General features: G+C 71.0%; 14 protein-coding genes. 6 read left to right on the top strand and 8 right to left on the bottom strand.

Annotated features, from left to right (window positions below):
- Window positions 1–21: 21 nt before the first annotated feature.
- Entirely contained in the window at window positions 22–1,458 is a 1,437-nt protein-coding gene (locus tag ACFXMF_RS22870) for an erythromycin esterase family protein (protein WP_379987945.1), read from the top strand.
- Here ACFXMF_RS22870 and ACFXMF_RS22865 read toward each other — a convergent pair.
- Window positions 1,436–2,395 carry an EamA family transporter gene (locus tag ACFXMF_RS22865; RefSeq protein ID WP_379987944.1) on the bottom strand — a complete coding sequence of 320 codons (960 nt, stop codon included), beginning with the start codon at window positions 2,393–2,395 and terminating at the stop codon, window positions 1,436–1,438. The two genes, ACFXMF_RS22870 and ACFXMF_RS22865, sit on opposite strands and share 23 nt — an antisense overlap.
- A gap of 92 nt (window positions 2,396–2,487) precedes the next feature.
- On the opposite strand from ACFXMF_RS22865, the gene ACFXMF_RS22860 reads away from it, so the two are divergent.
- On the top strand, window positions 2,488–2,988 hold the full coding sequence (locus ACFXMF_RS22860; protein ID WP_379987943.1) for a MarR family winged helix-turn-helix transcriptional regulator: 501 nt from the start codon (window positions 2,488–2,490) through the stop codon (window positions 2,986–2,988).
- A gap of 29 nt (window positions 2,989–3,017) precedes the next feature.
- Here the strand turns inward: ACFXMF_RS22860 and ACFXMF_RS22855 are convergent, their stop codons facing one another.
- The 6 genes from ACFXMF_RS22855 to ACFXMF_RS22830 form a co-directional block, all read right to left on the bottom strand.
- The gene (locus ACFXMF_RS22855) at window positions 3,018–3,872 is read right to left on the bottom strand and encodes an NmrA family NAD(P)-binding protein (protein ID WP_379987942.1); all 855 of its coding nucleotides are present in this window, start codon (window positions 3,870–3,872) and stop codon (window positions 3,018–3,020) included.
- Window positions 3,873–4,047: 175 nt separating this feature from the next.
- Complete coding sequence (locus ACFXMF_RS22850) at window positions 4,048–4,566, bottom strand: hypothetical protein (RefSeq protein WP_379987941.1); 519 nt, start codon at window positions 4,564–4,566, stop codon at window positions 4,048–4,050.
- A gap of 84 nt (window positions 4,567–4,650) precedes the next feature.
- A complete protein-coding gene (locus ACFXMF_RS22845; protein WP_360320272.1) occupies window positions 4,651–5,169 on the bottom strand; it encodes a MarR family transcriptional regulator in 519 nt (172 codons plus the stop codon).
- 111 nt (window positions 5,170–5,280) lie between these two features.
- Window positions 5,281–6,078 carry a hypothetical protein gene (locus ACFXMF_RS22840; RefSeq protein WP_360320269.1) on the bottom strand — a complete coding sequence of 266 codons (798 nt, stop codon included), beginning with the start codon at window positions 6,076–6,078 and terminating at the stop codon, window positions 5,281–5,283.
- Between the two features lie 135 nt (window positions 6,079–6,213).
- Window positions 6,214–6,732, bottom strand: coding sequence for a hypothetical protein (locus tag ACFXMF_RS22835; protein WP_360320266.1), 519 nt, complete (start codon window positions 6,730–6,732; stop codon window positions 6,214–6,216).
- A 451-nt stretch (window positions 6,733–7,183) separates the two neighbouring features.
- On the bottom strand, window positions 7,184–7,966 hold the full coding sequence (locus tag ACFXMF_RS22830; RefSeq protein WP_360320263.1) for an acyl carrier protein: 783 nt from the start codon (window positions 7,964–7,966) through the stop codon (window positions 7,184–7,186).
- A 203-nt stretch (window positions 7,967–8,169) separates the two neighbouring features.
- On the opposite strand from ACFXMF_RS22830, the gene msrA reads away from it, so the two are divergent.
- A complete protein-coding gene (msrA, locus tag ACFXMF_RS22825) occupies window positions 8,170–8,745 on the top strand; it encodes a peptide-methionine (S)-S-oxide reductase MsrA (RefSeq protein ID WP_360320260.1) in 576 nt (191 codons plus the stop codon).
- Between the two features lie 46 nt (window positions 8,746–8,791).
- On the opposite strand, the gene bla is transcribed toward msrA, so the two are convergent.
- The gene (gene bla / locus ACFXMF_RS22820; protein WP_379991543.1) at window positions 8,792–9,688 is read right to left on the bottom strand and encodes a class A beta-lactamase; all 897 of its coding nucleotides are present in this window, start codon (window positions 9,686–9,688) and stop codon (window positions 8,792–8,794) included.
- 285 nt (window positions 9,689–9,973) lie between these two features.
- Here bla and ACFXMF_RS22815 point away from each other — a divergent pair, with 285 nt between their 5' ends.
- From ACFXMF_RS22815 to ACFXMF_RS22805, 3 genes are all read left to right on the top strand, one after another.
- Entirely contained in the window at window positions 9,974–10,495 is a 522-nt protein-coding gene (locus tag ACFXMF_RS22815; RefSeq protein WP_379991542.1) for a flavoprotein, read from the top strand.
- 242 nt (window positions 10,496–10,737) lie between these two features.
- A complete protein-coding gene (locus ACFXMF_RS22810) occupies window positions 10,738–11,775 on the top strand; it encodes a proline racemase family protein (RefSeq protein ID WP_360320251.1) in 1,038 nt (345 codons plus the stop codon).
- Window positions 11,772–12,692, top strand: coding sequence for an ornithine cyclodeaminase family protein (locus tag ACFXMF_RS22805; RefSeq protein WP_379991541.1), 921 nt, complete (start codon window positions 11,772–11,774; stop codon window positions 12,690–12,692). The genes ACFXMF_RS22810 and ACFXMF_RS22805 overlap by 4 nt, the downstream gene beginning before the upstream one ends.
- The last annotated feature ends 13 nt before the right edge of the window (window positions 12,693–12,705 follow it).

Here is a 12,705-nt window from a genome sequence, read left to right as displayed (position 1 = left end):
GTATTACCTAGCGTCGGAGTCATGAAATCGGATGATTTTCCCCCACCTCATGACGCCGACGATCCGGCGGTCGAACCTCGGCACGGGCCGCGAGCGCGCCCGATCTCGGGCCTGCGCCCGGTCGGACCGTTGTTGTGCATGGCCGCCGCGGCCGCCGGCGGACCCGCGCACAGCGCCGCTTCGGCCGCGACGCCCACCGATACCGCCGCCTCACGCGGTGACCCGGCGTGTGCGCTGGCCCGCTTTGCGTATCCCTTGGGCAGCACCGTCCCGGGCGGTTCCACGGCGGATCTGGAGCCGTTCGACACGATGATCCGCGGCGCGGACGTGGTCGGCGTGGGCGAGGCCACGCACGGTTCGAGCGAGTTCTGCACCATCAAGCACCGGCTGTTCCGCCACCTGGTCGAACACCGGGGCTTCCGCGGCTTCGTGTTCGCGGTGCACTGGGGTGCCGGGGTGCGCCTGGACGCGTGGGCGCGGCACGGCACCGGCCACCTGAGGACGATCATGGACGAGGAGTTCCAGGCCGGCAGCAGCCAGTGGAACACCGTCGAGACGCGTGATCTGTTCCGCTGGATGCGCACCTGGAACGTGCGCCACCCCGACGACCCGGTCCGGGTGGCCGGGGCGGGCGCCGACTACGCCGACCCCGCGCTGTTCGACACCGTGACCGCCTACGTCGCCCGGACCCGCCCGCATCTCCTGCCCGAGGTGCAACGGCTGTACCGCGAGTCCCGGCCCGCGGCCCGCATGGACGAGACCATCCGCGCCCGACTGGCCCGCCCCCTCGCCGATCGGGCCCGCCTGCGTGCGGACACCCGCCGCGTGCTCTCGCTCCTGGAACCGTGCCCGCCCGGCACCGCCGCCGCCGAACACGAGCTGATGCTCCGGCACGCCGCGGTGATCGCCCGAAACGCCACGCTGTTCGCGTTCGACACCACCGACGAGGTCGAGGCCGCGACGCGCTACCGCGAATGGGTGATGGCCGACAACACGCTGTGGTGGCAACGTCACACCGGCACCAAGATCTTCCTGTCCGCGCACAACGGCCACGTCGCCGCCCGGCCCCGGGTGCCCGCCGGTGGGCCCGAGACCCAGGGTCGACTGCTGCGCGAGCAGCTCGGCGCCCGCTACGTCAACGCCGGATTCACCTTCGGCCAGGGGTCGTTCAACGCCGTGGACGCGAACGCCCCCGGTACGCCCTGGCGTCGCTTCGACATCGGGCCGGCGATCGCGTACGCCGGCGAGGACGTGCTGGCGCGGGTCTCCCGACGCGACTGGTACCTCGACACCCGCGCCGTGCCCGCCGGCCCCGCCCACGCCTGGCTCGCCGCCGCCCACCCCACCCGCAACCTCGGCGCCTCCTGGCCCGCCGACGAGTACGAGAACACCCGCCTGCACCCGACCTACGACATCCTCGTCCACGTCCACCACATCAGCGCCGCCCGCCACCGCTGATCCGCCGGTCGGATCCGCCGCGGATCAGGGAACGGGCGGCGTCGGGGGTGAGTTGTGCGGCCACGATCGACGTCAGGGCGAGCACGAAACCCACGCTCTGGATCGGGCTCAGGGACTGATCCAGTACCAGCCAACCCAGTGCGGTGGCCACCGCCGGGGACAGCAGGGTGAGGAACGAGACCGCCGTCACCGGGAGTCGGCCCAGCCCCTGGAACCACAACGAGTGGGCGAGGGCCGTGGCGACCAGGGCCAGCCAGGCGTATCCGCCCAGCGCCGCGGCGTCCGGTATCGGGGGCGGCCCCTCGACGGCGAGCGCGACGGGCGCGAGCAGCAGGCCGCCGGCGGTGAGTTGCCAGCTCGTGAAGGCCAGGGTGCCGGCGTCCGGCGGACGCCCCCAGCGTTTGGTCAGCACCAACCCGGCCGCCATCGAGGCGGCGCCGCCGAGGCCGGCCAGGATGCCGATCGCGTCGAAGGAGATCTGCCCGCGAAGCACGATCAGGCCGACCCCGAGCACGCCGGCCACGCCCCAACCGAGTTGCCATCGCGTGGGGCGAACGCCGAGCAGCCCGAAGGCGATTCCCGCGACCAGGAGCGGTTGTACGGCGCTGAGCGTGCCCGCGACGCCACCGGGCAGCTGGTAGGCCGCGACGAACAACAGGGCGAACAGGGCCCCGATGTTCAGCGCGCCCAACACGGCCGAGCGCCACCACCACTCGCCGCGCGGCAACGTCCGGGAGATCAGGAGCAGGAGCAGGCCCGCCGGCAGTGCGCGGATCACGCCGGCCCCCAGCGGTACGCCCGGCGGCAGGTATTCGGTGGTCACCAGGTAGGTCGTGCCCCAGGTCGCCGGCGCCAGGGCCGCGAGGCCGGTGAACCCCCAGGTGCGCGCGGAGGTCCGGGCGGCAGCCGGTCCGGCGACCTCACGGGTCTGGGTCATCCGCCGTCCTTTCAACATTGAAATGTTCAACGTTGGGGGACGGTAGTACTCCTGTTAGCATCAGGTCAAACAGTTCAACGTTGAGGAGTGCCGTGCGGGACAACGTCGACTGGCGGCTGGACCAATGGAGAGTCGAGCGGCCCGACATCGACCCCTCGCCGATGGGCGTGGTCGGCCGGATCCAGCGCGCCTCCCGCTTCCTGGACCGCGAACTCGGGCACAACTTCGGCACCCATGGCCTGCAACTGTGGGAGTTCGACGTGCTGGGCACACTGCGCCGGGCCGGGCCGCCCTTCCGGCTGACCACCGGGGCCATCGTGGAAGCGTCCATGGTCACCTCCGGCGCGATCACCAATCGCATCGACCGATTGGTCGACCGAGGTCTGGTGACCCGGGAGACCGATCCCGGCAACCGGCGCTGCGTCCTGGTCACCCTGACCGACCAGGGTCGCGAACTCGTCGACGACATCCTGGTCGGTCACGTGGCCCTCGAAAACGAACTCCTGACGCCGCTGACCACCACCGAGCGGGAACAACTGGCCACCCTGCTCCGCAAGCTCCTGCTCGGCCTGGGCGACGGTTCGTCCGCCTAGCGGGCGGTGCTCGGCGCGCTACCGGGGGGTCAGCGGAAGCGGGCCAGGTTTTCGTGCAGGAAGGCGTCCAGGGTGCGCGGGGCGCGGCCCAGGATGCGGGCGACCGTGTCGGTGGGGGATTCCGGGCGGGACACGGCGAGTTGCTGGATCTCCACCACGTGTTCGGCCAGCCACGGGGGCAACTGGCCGCGGTGGATCAGGCTTTCCCGCAGTTCGTGCGGGGGCAGGTCCACGTAGCGGACGTCGCGGCCGAGCAGGCGGGTGAGGGTTTCGGCGAGGTCGCCGTAGCCGGCCGCCTCGCTGCCGGTGAGGACATGGGTGCCGCCGGCGATCTCGGGGCGGGTCAGCGCCGCCGCGGCGACGTCGCCGATGTCGCGGCAGTCGACCCAGTTGCACGGGGCGTCCCGCATCGCGCCCAGGACGACTCCCTGCGCGGCCACCGCCGGCGCCAGGAGCAGCAGGTTCTGCATGAACGCGTAGGGGCGGAGCACGGTGTGGGCGAGGCCGGACGCGCGCAGGTGTTCCTCGACGGCGTGATGCCCGCGCGAGACCGCCACCGGGGAGTCGGGTTCGGCGGCCGGCGCGGAGATCTTGACGATGTGCTCGATGCCGCTGTCGGCCGCCGTGTCGACGACCCGCTTTTCCAGCTCGACCTGCGTCGGGCCGTTGGCCATGGCGAGGAAGAGTTGCCGGGCGCCCTTGAAGGCGGCGCGCAACGAGTCGACGTGCGCGGCGTCGGCGGACACGACCTCGACCACTCGGCCGGCCGGGTCGCCGAACCGGGCCCGCAGCCGGTTCGGGTCGCGGGTCAGCGCCCTGCTCGGCACGCCCTGCGCGGCGAGGCTGTGCAGCAGTGCGCCGCCGGTGGTTCCGGACGCTCCCATGACGACGATCATCGGGTGCCTTTCGGTCCTGCCCCGGGGTGGTCCCGGGGAGTGGTGACTGGTGATGTGTGTTGGGCGTTGGGTGTCGCGTGCGTTGGGTCGGTGGGTGTGCCGGGCGCCGGGTCTGCCGCCGGCGCGCGTGGTGGATGTGGCGCGGGTGGTGTGGAGGGGCGGGTCACGGCTGCGACGGGTGGGCTCGTTGCGCCCCGCGCCAGCGCCAGGTGACGATGCTCGCGGCGAGGGCGGCCGACAGCGGCAGATCGATCCGCAGGCGAGTGATCCACGGGGTATCGGGCACGGCGGTGTGCGCGGGCAGCCATTGCGAGGCGAACCACCCGAGGAGCCCGGCGATCGCAGCCGCGCCGACGGCGAACAGCACGGTCATGACGACGCGCGGCAGGGCCGTGGTCCACGGGCGCGGACCCCTGCGACGTTGCAGCCAACCGCCGATCAGCAGTGCCACCACGGCCGAGGTCCCGGCGATGGAGGTGCAGGCCGCCACGGTCAACTCGGTCTGCCCGCCGATGACTCCGCCGGCGCCGGCCATCAGCGCCGGGGCGAGATAGGCGACCAGCACCTCACGCCACAGGACGAACGGGCGAGCGGCGCGGCGACCTGCGGCGGTGTCGTTTCCTCGGGGCACGGTGACCTCTGTTCCGTTTTCGCGCGGGATCGACGGGGTGAGTCGTGACATGGGAAGATGACCAACTTTCGAGTTTGTACTTAGGAGGCTAACTATTGGGGTATAAAAACTGTCCGCACCCAGGGGCGGTGCGGACTACTCCGCGGTCAGGGCTCCGATGCCCCGGACGACCCGGGAGAGCAGATCCAGGAACGTCGCTCGCTCGTCGACGGTGAGTTCGCCGACCATCTCCTGGAGTCGGGCGAAATGCTCGGGCGCCATGTCGCGCAACCGCTGCGCACCGCGAGCGGTCAGCACCACCACGGCACCCCGGCCGTCCTCCGCGGACGCCCGCCGGGCGACCAGGCCCTCGCGCTCCAGCCCGTCGACCAGTCCGGTCACCGTGGCCCGCGAAACGCCGAGGTCCGCCGCCAGCCGCGAGGGGGACTTCTCCCCGTCGTGGTCCTCCAGGTCCGCCAGCAGCCGGTATCGCCCGGTCGACAACCCGTACCTGGCGAAGTGCACCTCGGTGGCCCGACCCAGTCGGGCCCCCGCCGAGATCAGCCGCACCGCGACGAGCACCGCCTGCGGGTCGACCCCGAGGTCGTAGTGCGCCAACTGCCGCTTGGCCTGCTCCAGCGTGGGTGACTCGTTGTCGAGATCGTCCGTTGCCATAAAACTAATATGGCACCTAACTACATTCGGGTCAACCCGACCCGCGCCGACCCGAAGCATGCCGACCCGACCCGGCGCCGAGAGCCGTGGCGGCGGGTCGGGTCGGCGCGGTCACCGTGCGAGCGAGCGGCCCGGGTCGATGCGTCCGTGGTCGAACGCGTGTCCTCTCGGCGGTCGACCGCGTCGGCCCGGGCGGGGCCACCGGCGCCGGCCCATGCGCATCGGTGAGTCCTGATTCCTGATCCGCTCCAGGCGCGCCGTCTCGTCCCGGTCGCCGCCGGAGCCGTACGGGCCGGTGAGCGGGGCGGGATGGCGCAGCGGGTCGGACAACGCGACCAGGAAGGGCAACTCCTCGCCGCGGCCGTCGGGTTCCTCGAACTCCATGCTCCAGCCCTTGGCCACCAGCACCGGACCGGACTGTCGACACCGGTTGTAGTCGATCAGGCCGGACAGGTCCTCGATGGTGGGTACTCCCTTCGTCGCCGAGGGCAGCCGCCCCCGGCGATACGCCTGCCGCTCCCGCGCGGAAGCGCCTTCGTATTCGGGCACCTTGACGCTCCAGTAGGCGTGAATCGCCTGCCACAACACCGATTCGGGCGCGGTGACGAGGCCGTCGGTCCAATGCCTGCCACCGCCCACCTCGAAGGTCAGGAAGCCGCCGTCCCAGTTGTTCGGCTTGATCTCGGCGATGCCACGGGCGCCGGAATCGTCGAAGCCGAGCAGGTGGTGCGGGACGTCGATGTAGAGGGCGAGGCCCTTGTCGACCATCGTATGTTCGAACTTGCGCCCACCGGCGGCGACATGCTCGCGGTGTCGGTAGGCCAGGCTCGGACAGCCGGCCACCGCCTTCTCGTATCCGGCGACGGTGTCCGAACGCCCGGTCCACTCGCCGTACAGCTGAATGATCACGCGTGACTCCCCACCTCAGCGCGCTGACGGACGGAAGTCAGCCAATCACTATCAGCGAATGCCCCGCAGGTAGGTTTTGCGCCAAGTCCCCTGCTCACCAGGGGATCCGGCCATCCGTGGCCGGATGTGGAGCCGTCATTCGATGCCCTGATCGCGCAGGCCGCAGTCGAATTCCCGACGGCGTCGGTGCGGTGCTTCGGTCGTCGAACCGCCTTTTGCGGTGGGGTCGGTGGGGCCGGCGTCCGGTGTCGTCGAGCGCGGTTGTGGCCAGCCGTGGAGGGCGTAGAGGATGTCGAAGTCGGACAGGTCCATCCAGCCGATGGGGTGGCCGGGGTCGTGTTCGACGTCGCCGAGCAGGACGGCCGCGGTGCCCTCGTGCGGACGGAGGTCGACGGCACGGCGCACGTCCAGCACCCGGACCAGCCCCGGAGAGAAGTCGGACGTGGGAGTGAAGTCCTCGCGTAGGCACCAGGTTTGCCCGGGTTCGGCGATCAACCAGGGCGAACCGTCGGCGAGTCGCTCGCACGCCACCCGCGTGGCGGCATCGCGGCTGAGGAGATCGTCGGTCATGAAGGCGTCGATCCACGCGTTGACGAGGGCCCCGGCAGCCTGGGCACCGAGGATCTGATCGATGTGCCTGTCGTTGGGGTTCACGGAACTCTCCTGAATGGACGGCCTTCGCGGAAGGCGGTGTGCGGACTCCGGCGGCGGATCGCCCGCCGGGCGGTACCCGATCCGGGACAACACGGGGAACGACGAGACCCATACCGGCGAGGAGTGTGATCCCGACGGCACGTTGCCGAGCAGAGCGGCGATCGCCGCCCGGGGCGGGCCGCGGTCGGGGAGTGCGTGGGCGCCGGGCACGGTGGCCCCTACCTGAACACGAATCCCGGATCCGCCCGGTTGCCCCGTGCGGCGCTTCTTCTGCGCCGGAACTCGCGCACGGTCATGCGCGAGAGCCTGGCACCGGTTCCGCCGAGATCGGTAGCGGCGCATCGACGGCGCATCCGAGCCCGCCGCGTCAATCGGGGAGCGCGACGGGGGAGGCGCCGATCGCGAGCTCCGTCGGGGAATCCGGCGCGGGCGCGTGGTCGCTTCGGGTTGCCTACTCCGGTCCCCACCGGCTCGGGGAGACGCTCAGGGACCACAGGTCGCCGACGCGTGGGTCGTCCGGGTCGATCGGTTCGTCCGGGTCGGGGCCCGATCCATACGGGTCGGTGTCCGCGATGACGTGGATGCGGGTACCGGAGCCCGGCACGCGGTACCGGTGCATGTCCGGTGCCTCGTCTTCGAGTTCGATCCGATATCCCAAGTCCTGGACGGCGACGCGCAGTTCCTCGAAAGCCATGCGCGGCGCGAAGGTCCCGTACCGCCGGGAGAGCGACGGCGGCACGGCCTCGGCGGACGGGCGGTGGGCCAGGCGGTGGATCTCGACGCCGAAGCCGAAGCACGCCATCCGGCCTCGGGAGTCCCGCGAGAAGTCGATCTCCAGCAGTCCGTAGTCCCGTCGCAGCAGGCCCTCGCCGGCAACATCGTCGAGATGGTCCGCGCCCAGGGCCGCCTCCCAGTCCGTCGGCCCCGAGTCGATTCCCGGACCGCCTTCGAAGACGGCGCGGCGGGTGGCGACGCCGGCGTAGAAGTCCAGGTCGCGCAGCCGGATCGGGTGAGCGGCGTCGATGGCCGCCGTGATGTCCCCGATCGTGTCCAGGTCGTTCCTGGTGGTGAGAACGACGCCGTGCTCCCCTTCCAGGTTGAAGAGCAGTTCCGCCTTCTGGATCGAGTCGAACCCGAGGTCGGCTTCCAGGTTCGTCGCCCCGGTGATGTCGCGCACGCTCACCCAGGCCAGGTTCGCCGCGGCCGCGATGACGGCCTTCTCCGTGGTGGTCACCTCGTACTCCCGGGTTCTCGGGTTGTCCAAGTCCAGGGTCTCATGATCGTGTCCACGCCAAACAACGATTGGGTGTCGTGCCGCGCTCGGCACGGCAACGCGGTGTGGCGAAGCGAGGAATTGGATTCCGGTCTGTAACCGAAAGGTTCGATCCTGCTACTGTGCAGCGCAGAATATGGAGATGGTTTCGGGGGAGGACGGCGATGGTCGAGGCAATGTCCGAAGACGGCAATAACGGCAACGATGCCAATGACGGTGATATCGAGACGTTGACGCTCGGGCCCGGTTGTTTCTGGTCATTCGATGCGGTGGCGCGCCGAACCCCCGGGATCGTGTCGAGCGTGGCGGGCTACGCCGGGGACAACGGTCCGCTGCCCGACTACGAGGCGTACATCCGTCATGGGCTCAACCCGCAGAAATTCGTCGAGGCCGTGCAACTCACCTTCCGGCCGGGCGAGATCTCGTTCGAAGAAGTATTGATCTTCTTCTTCCAGAGCCATGACCCCACCACGCCCAACCAGAGCGGCGCGGATCATGGCTCCATCTACCACTCGACGATCTTCTACGCCGACGAGGAACAGCGTGTGCGTTCCGAGAAGGTCATGGATTCGGTACGGCAACAACTGGGCCGGGATATCGTGACCGACCTGCGGTCGTACGGGCAGTTCATCGAGGCGGAATCCGACCAGCAGGACTTCTACAACAAGCATCGTTTCGAGCCGTACTGCCGGGTGGTAATCGAGCCGAAGTTGCGCACACTGGGGCTGAAGGTCGACTGAGCACGCCGTGGTGCGGCGCGGTTCCGTGCGGTTCGGCCCGGCGGAGTCACCCGAGTACGGCTGCCACCGTCTCGGCGGTGGCGGCGATCAACGGCTCGTCGGCGGGCGCGGCGGCGTCGTGCTTGCCGGCCAGGACCGCGATCACGATCGGGTCCCGGCCGGGCGGCCGGACGATGCCCACGTCGTTGGTGGTGCCGTAGCCGCCGGTGCCGGTCTTGTCCGCGACGGTCCAGTCCGCGGGCAGCCCCGCCCGCAGGCGGTTGCCGCCGGTGGTGTTGCCGAGCAGCCAACCGGTCAGCCGCTCGCGGTCGCGTGCTTCGAGTGCGTGCCCCACGGCGAGCCGGGCGTAGGTGCGGCCGATCGCGCGTGGGCTGGAGGTGTCGGTCACGCGACCGGGCTCCGCCGAGTTCAGCTTGGGCTCCCAGCGGTCGAGGCGGGTCACCTCGTCGCCGACGGAGCGGCAGAAGCGGGTGACCGCGCTCGGGCCGCCGAGTTCGCGCAGCAGGAGGTTCGCCGCGGTGTTGTCGCTGTGGGTGATGGCGGCGGCGCACAGGTCGGCGACGAGCATGCCATGGGCGAGGTTCTCGGGCAGGCCGGTGATCGGAGCGTAGCCCGACTCGGTGACGTCCCGATCGGTGTAGCGAATGCGCGTGGCGAGGAACTCCCCGTCCCGATCGAGGTCGCGGAGCACCGCGGCCACGGCGATCGTCTTGAACGTCGAACACATCGGGAACAACTCGTCCGTGCGGTACACCACGGTCTCGCCCGTCCCCGTGTCCCACGCGAAGACCCCCAACCGCGCGGCATGCGTCCGCTCCAGAGCCCTCAGCCGCCCGGCAACCCCCGTGCCCGCGACGGCCCTCCCGCCACCGGCAAGCACAACCCCGAACGCCGCCCCGACAACCCCGCCCAGCACCCCACGCCGACTCGGCCGCAACTCCATGCCCGTTCCCCTCTGTTCGCCCGAAGCCCATCCGATCATGCAACCCAACCATCCATACGCCGATCCGCCCACCCGCAAACCCATTCGACTCCACGGACGTCGCCATCGGGCCGACGGGCCCTTCCCCCGAAGACGCAAGAGGACGACGACGAGGCGTCCGGCAGGGTCGGTGTCCCCGGAACCGGGCGTCGTCGGTGCGGGTTTCGCCGACGTCGACGGCGACACTCGGTCGTGCCGACGGCACGAACGGCGGGCAGAGCGGATGCGTGCTCGTAGGCTCGCCGTATGACCGATCGTGTGTTGCAGATCGTGGGCTGCGCCGCCCCTCCCGTGCGCGAACTCGTGGATTTGGTACGGGTCGTTCGTGGGCTGGGCTGGGACGTGTGCCTCACGCTCACGCCCATTGCCGCCACGTGGCTCGACGCAAGCCTCGACGAACTGGCCGACGCCGCAGGCCGACCGGTGCGCACGCGCGAGCGCGGCCCCGACGATCCGCGGCCGTTCCCCGATCCGGACGCGTTGCTCGCGTATCCCCTGACGTTCAACACCTTGAACAAGTGGGCCCTGGGGATCTCGGACAACGTGGCTCTCGGCACGCTGAACGAGGCGCTGGGCGTGGGGATCCCGATCGTCGCCGTGCCCTGGTTCAAGGGCGCTCTCGCGGCGCATCCGGCGTCCGCTCGAAGTCTGGAGACGCTCAGGACATCCGGCGTCGACCTGGTCCTCGACGAGCACGGCGCATCACCGAGTGGCCACGGCGCCCTCGACTGGTCGACGGTGGTCGACCGCCTGCCCGCCACCGGGTAGCGGGCATCGCCGGACCGCCCTCGTCCGGTCCCGAGACGCAGGACGCCGGGGCTCCGAGCGCCTCGGGAGAGAGGGGGCTTGCGGGGGGCCTGTGACAGTCAGTACAATGTCACACCTTATTGGATCTGACGTTGTCTCGCTGTCGGCGGGGGTTCGTTCGTCGAATGGGCACTCGCTGCCATGGAAGGCGTTTGTATGAGCACTGTTGACCTGACGGTTGTGGGCCGTATGGGGGCCGGGCGTTGAGCGCCGGGGAGGGCACGGTCGTCGAGACCGTCGACTACCACACGGCGGGGGAACCGTTTCGGATCGTGTCGCGGGGGTTGCCGGCCATCGCCGGGGACACCGTCGCGGAGCGTCGTGCGATCGCGATCGGGGTGGGGGGCAGTGCCACCGCGCCTCGGCCGGGGCCGTTGGACGACGTGCGGCGGCTGCTCACCCATGAACCGCGCGGCCACGGCGGGATGTACGGCGGGTTCGTGGTGCCGCCGGACGACAACGAGGCGCATCTGGGGGTGTTGTTCTGGCACAAGGACGGCTACTCCACCGCCTGTGGCCACGGCACCATCGCGCTCGGGGCCTGGGCCGTCGAGTCGGGGCTGGTCGCGGCGCCCGCGGACGGTTCGGCGCGGGTGTACATCGACGTGCCCTCCGGCCGGGTCACCGCCATCGTCCACCGCCGGGCCGGCCGTACCACCTCGGTGACCTTTCGCAACGTGCCCACCGCCATCGGCGCCCGGCAGATCCCGGTGGCCACCTCCCGCGGTCTCGTGCGTGTCGACCTCGCCCACTCCGGGGCGTGCTACGCGTCGGTCTCCGCGGCCTCGCTCGGCCTCACCGTCACCCCGGACCGGCTCCCCGAAATCACCGCGATCGGCCGGGAGATCCGCGCCGCCCTCGCGGACGAACCCGCCACCCGGCACCCGGCCGATCCTCGACTCTCCGGCGTCTACGGCGTCATCCTGTACGAGGACCTCCCGGCCACCCCGGCGGGCCCCAATCAGCGCAACGTCACCGTGTTCGCGGACGGACAGATCGACCGATCCCCCTGCGGCTCGGGGACCTCCGCCCGGCTGGCCCTGCTCGCCGACAGCGGTCTGATCGGACCGGACGACGAACTGCGCCACGAATCCGTCATCGGCACGGTCTTCACCGGCAAGGTCGTCGGGACGCAGCCCACCGGCGTGATCACCGAGGTCACCGGCACGGCCCGGCGCACCGGCGAACATCGCTTCATCCTCGATGCCGACGACACCCTCGGAACGGGATTCCTCCTGTGACGGCGGACGAACTCCCCACGATCGCGGTCACCTCGACGCCGACCGAGGCGATGGAGGCGATCGAGCGCACACTCCTGGCGGGGCTGGACCCCGAAGGTGTCCCGCCGCGATCGAGCGTCGCCGTACCGGCCGGCGAACTGCTGCTGATGCCCGCGGCCGGACCGTCGCACGTGGGCGTCAAGATCGCCGGAGTGGCCGCCGGCAACCCGGCCAGGGGCCTGCCGCGCATCACCGGCAGCTATCTGTTGCTGGACGGACCCACCCTCCGGCCGCTGGCCCTGTTCGACGGCGCCGCGCTCACCGCCGTGCGCACCCCCGCCGTCACCGCCGTCGCCCTGCGCCGCCTCGCGGTCCCGGACGCCGCGCACCTGGTGCTGTTCGGTACCGGCCCGCAGGCGTACGGCCACCTGGACGCGATGCTCGCCATCCGTCCGCTGACCCGGCTCACCGTGGTCGCCCGCAGCGCCGGCCCGGCCCGGGCACTGGCCGACCACGCCCGCACCCTGGGTCTCACGGCGACGGTCGGCAAGCCGGACGCCGTGGCCGACGCCGACATCGTGGTGTGCGCCACGACGGCCCGTGATCCGCTGTTCGACGGTGCCCTGGTGCCGGCGCACGCGGCGGTGGCGGCGGTGGGCTCGCACGAACCGGCCGCGCGCGAGGTGGACGGCACGCTGGTGCGTCGTTCCGCCGTCTACGTCGAGGCCCGAGCCGCCGCGATCCGGGAAGCCGGGGACCTGCTGGCCGCCGGCTGGGACGACCTCTTCCACGGGGGGCCCGGCCCGACCAACCTCGCGGAGTTGGTGCACGGCCGGGCGACCGTCCCCGACGACCGACCCCGCCTGTTCAAGAGCGTGGGCATGTCTTGGGAGGATCTGGCCGTCGCCGTCGAACTCCACCGCCGTCACCGACCCTGAGCGCCGCTCCGAG

This window comes from Embleya sp. NPDC059213 (genome assembly GCF_042754445.1).
Classification (GTDB): domain Bacteria; phylum Actinomycetota; class Actinomycetes; order Streptomycetales; family Streptomycetaceae; genus Embleya.
Note: the sequence above shows the minus strand (reverse complement) of the source record. Positions and strands in the feature narration are given on the sequence as shown.